Genomic DNA, 3,627 nt, shown 5'->3' on the forward strand with positions numbered 1-3,627 from the left:
CTGGTCGAAAGTTAATTTGATCAGTTGTCATGTCTCAATCCCCTTCTTTAAGAAAAGCCTACTTGTCAGTCGACAACTAGGCTTCTTTGCCCCGAGCCAAAAGCCGGGTGAGAAAAATTAAATTATTGTTTAACGAAAGCAGCAACTGCTTCCACGTGCGTAGTTTGTGGGAACTGGTCAACCGGTTGGATGTCGCCATCAAAGGCATATCCCTGTTCCAAAAGTGCTTGGGCATCACGGGCCATCGTGGCTGGGTTACATGAAACATAAACCAGGCGCTTAGGTCCCATTTCACCAACGGCTTCAATAAAGTCGGGTGTCAAGCCCTTACGGGGAGGGTCAACAAAGACAACGTCCGGCTTCAAGCCATCGGCCATCCAATCACGCATCTGCGTCGGCGCATCGGCCGTCACAAAGTGAGTGTTGTTGACGTGGTTGATTTGCGCGTTTTCTTCGGCATCGTTAATGGCTTCTTCAACCACTTCAACCCCGTAAACGTCCGCAACATCTTCGGCCACCGTCAAGGCGATGGTTCCGATTCCACAGTAGGCATCGATAACAACATCAGTTGGCTGCAATTGGGCCTTTTCTTTAGCCAACTCGTACAACTTAGCAGTTGTAACGGGGTTAACTTGGTAGAAAGAGTTCGGACCAATCAAGTACTTCTTACCAAGCAAGACGTCTTCGATGGCATCAGCACCCCAAAGGATGGTGTTGATTGGGCCCATGATAACGTTGGTTTGGTTCTTGTTAACGTTTTGGACAACTGACTTCAAGTTTGGCAACTGAGCCTGCAACTTTTCGACAATCACATCGGCTTCAGGCAACTTCTTCGTCTTGGTAACCAAGACCACCATTAATTCACCGGTAGCCTTACCAACTCGAGCCATCACGTGACGGATAACACCACGGTCTGATTCTTCATCATAGGCTGACAAACCAAGTTCTTGCAAGATATCGCGAGTCACGCGGACCGCTTCATCAACAGCGGGGTCTTGGATATAAAATGAATCCGTTGGAATCAACTTGTGAGAACCACGACGGAAAAAGCCGGTTTCCAACTTGCCCTTAATCATCCGAGCAGGCACTTGGGCCTTGTTCCGGTAATGAGTTGGGTCATCCATGCCAATTGTGTCGGCCACATTGGCCGTCAATTGGGCCTTCTTAAATAATTGTTGGATTTGGCTCTTCTTCCAAGCCAATTGGGCTGGGTAAGCCAAGTTGGCCAAGGGCGCAATTCCGGTGGTCAAAGCCAATTGGTCAGTTAAGGCCACTCGGTCTGGTGATTCTTCAACGATTTTTTCAACACGGGCGAAGCCGTAGTTCTTCAAAACCTTGGTAACCAAGATTTCAACTTTTTCGCCTGGGAGGCCATCAGTCACAAAGAGTGGGAAACCATCAATTTTGGCAACCCCTAGTCCTTGGTAGGTCAAGTCAATCACATCGGCTGTGATGACGTCATTCTTCTTAACAGGAGCTTCCTGCTTAAATACACGGTTGGCTTTTGCCATAGTTACTTCTTTTCTTTCTGGTCGGCGGCTGGATCTTGTTGACTAGCTTCCAGTGCTTCGACCTGTTCAACGAATTGCTCTTGAATCTTAGCGTTCGTTGCATCAACTGCTAAGGCTGAAATATCAGCCACAAATTCAATATGCTGCTTCAAGTTTTCAAAGGTCATTGGTGCATCCCCACCATATTCACCATCGATGTTGACCTTAATTGGTTCATCCGACAATGGCGTGATTTCGACCTTTGAGGTTTTCTTATAAATTAATTGCTGGTTGTTAACATGCGACCCGTTTAAGACCTGAGCGGCCAATTGGGTTATTTGCCAGAGGTTAGCAGCCTTTACAATTAAGAGGGTAAACTGACCATCATCCAGTTTAGCATCTGGCACGATTGATTCAAAGCCCCCAACGGAATTTGTTAGGGCCAAAAAAATCATCGAGATGTCGCCGTCGTACTCACCATCGTCATAAACAACCTTGGCCTTGACCGGCTTCAGGCGAGTCAAAAGCTCAGCACCCTTAACCAAATAGGCCAAGTACCCGTACAAAGACTTCATGGCTGAAGGTACCCCGTAGGTCACTTCTGACAAAGTCCCCAAGGCGGCAATATTCATAAAGTAGCTGGCATCTTCTGGCCCTTCAACCTGACCGTTTTCAGCAACGGTTGGTCCCGTGGCTGAAATCCGGCCAATATCCATTTTAATGGTTTGATCTTTCAAGATAACCTTGGCAGCGGCCAAAGGATCATCGCGGGAAACCTTTAATGCTCGAGCATAGTCATTCGTCGTTCCAGCTGGAATAATCGCCATCTTGGGGCGCTTTGCCAATGGCGCAATCCCGTTGACAACTTCGTTAATCGTACCATCTCCACCAGCGGCAACAATTAACTCAAAGCCATCCAAGGCCGCCCGAGTTGCTTCATTGCGGGCTGAGAAAGGTTCAGGAGTGGTCGCAAAAGTCGAGGTTTCATACCCAGCCTGCTCATAAACTCTGATGATGTCCAACATTTCCCGCTTGGCTGTTTCTCGGCCAGAACTAGGATTATAAATAATTCGTGCTCGCTTCATGACTCACTCCGCAAAGTCCCCCAGCTAAGTAGCCATCGGGACTTTGACCTCCTTTTAAAAAATTATGTATGGTCGACCATCACTGACCGACCGTTTTAATCTTAGGCTTACCGGGTTGGCTCTGTAGCTCCCCGATAAAATTAAAATTAATTTAGGCAACCATTTGGCTATCCTAAAATTTAGCGCTTGTTCAATTCCGCCATCAACAGCTTGTTCAAGACACCTGGGTTGGCTTGACCCTTTGACTTCTTCATCAATTGTCCGACCAAGAAACCAACGGCCCGGTCCTTACCACCCTTAAAGTCTTCAATTGACTGAGGGTTAGCATCCAAGACTTCGTTGACCATTGGTGTCAAGACGGCTGGGTCAGAAATCTGAACCAAACCTTGGGCCTTAGCGTAGGCTTCAGGTTCTTCACCTTCCATGATGGCCTCAAAGACCTTCTTGGCTTGCTTAGTTGAAATTGTGCCATCTTCGATTAATTTAACCATACCGGCCAAGTTGGCTGGGGTTAATTTGGTCTCAGAAAGTTCGACTTGGCTCTTGTTCAAGTAAGCGTTAACGTCACCAATCATGTAGTTGGCAACTCGCTTAGCTGCGGCCTTATCGGAAGCACCAGCCGCGATGGTGGCGTCGAAGAAGTTTGACATGGCCAAAGTCTGTGTCAAAACTTCGGCATCGTAAGGTTCCAGACCAAGGTCGGCCACGTATGACTTTTGACGGTCAGCGGCTGACTTAGGCAAGTTGGCCTTCACTTCATCAATCCAAGCCTGATCGATTTGGATTGGTGACAAGTCTGGTTCTGGGAAGTAGCGGTAATCATCGGCCACTTCCTTGACCCGCATCAAGACCGTTGACTTAGTTGGTTCGTCGTAACGGCGAGTTTCTTGGCGAACCTTTTCACCAGAACGGATCACCTTGGCTTGACGCTTTTCTTCGAATTCCAAGGCTGATTGCACGTAGTGGAATGAGTTGATGTTCTTCATTTCCACACGAGTTCCATAAGTATCAGAACCGAAAGGACGGAGTGAAACGTTAACGTCGGCTCGCAT

Annotated in this window: 2 protein-coding genes and 1 pseudogene; all 3 read right to left on the minus strand. The window is 47.8% G+C overall.

Going from position 1 to position 3,627, the window contains the following annotated elements; all coding sequences use genetic code 11:
• Positions 1-122: 122 nt before the first annotated feature.
• Positions 123-1,511, minus strand: coding sequence for a 23S rRNA (uracil(1939)-C(5))-methyltransferase RlmD (gene rlmD / locus AOQ29_RS07570; protein ID WP_061993872.1), 1,389 nt, complete (start codon positions 1,509-1,511; stop codon positions 123-125).
• A gap of 2 nt (positions 1,512-1,513) precedes the next feature.
• On the minus strand, positions 1,514-2,575 hold the full coding sequence (locus AOQ29_RS07575) for a diacylglycerol kinase family lipid kinase (RefSeq protein ID WP_061993873.1): 1,062 nt from the start codon (positions 2,573-2,575) through the stop codon (positions 1,514-1,516).
• 179 nt (positions 2,576-2,754) lie between these two features.
• Positions 2,755-3,627: pseudogene (locus AOQ29_RS08325) on the minus strand (Asp-tRNA(Asn)/Glu-tRNA(Gln) amidotransferase subunit GatB); the annotation flags it as partial.

Source organism: Fructobacillus ficulneus (assembly GCF_001047075.2).
Taxonomy (GTDB): domain Bacteria; phylum Bacillota; class Bacilli; order Lactobacillales; family Lactobacillaceae; genus Fructobacillus; species Fructobacillus ficulneus.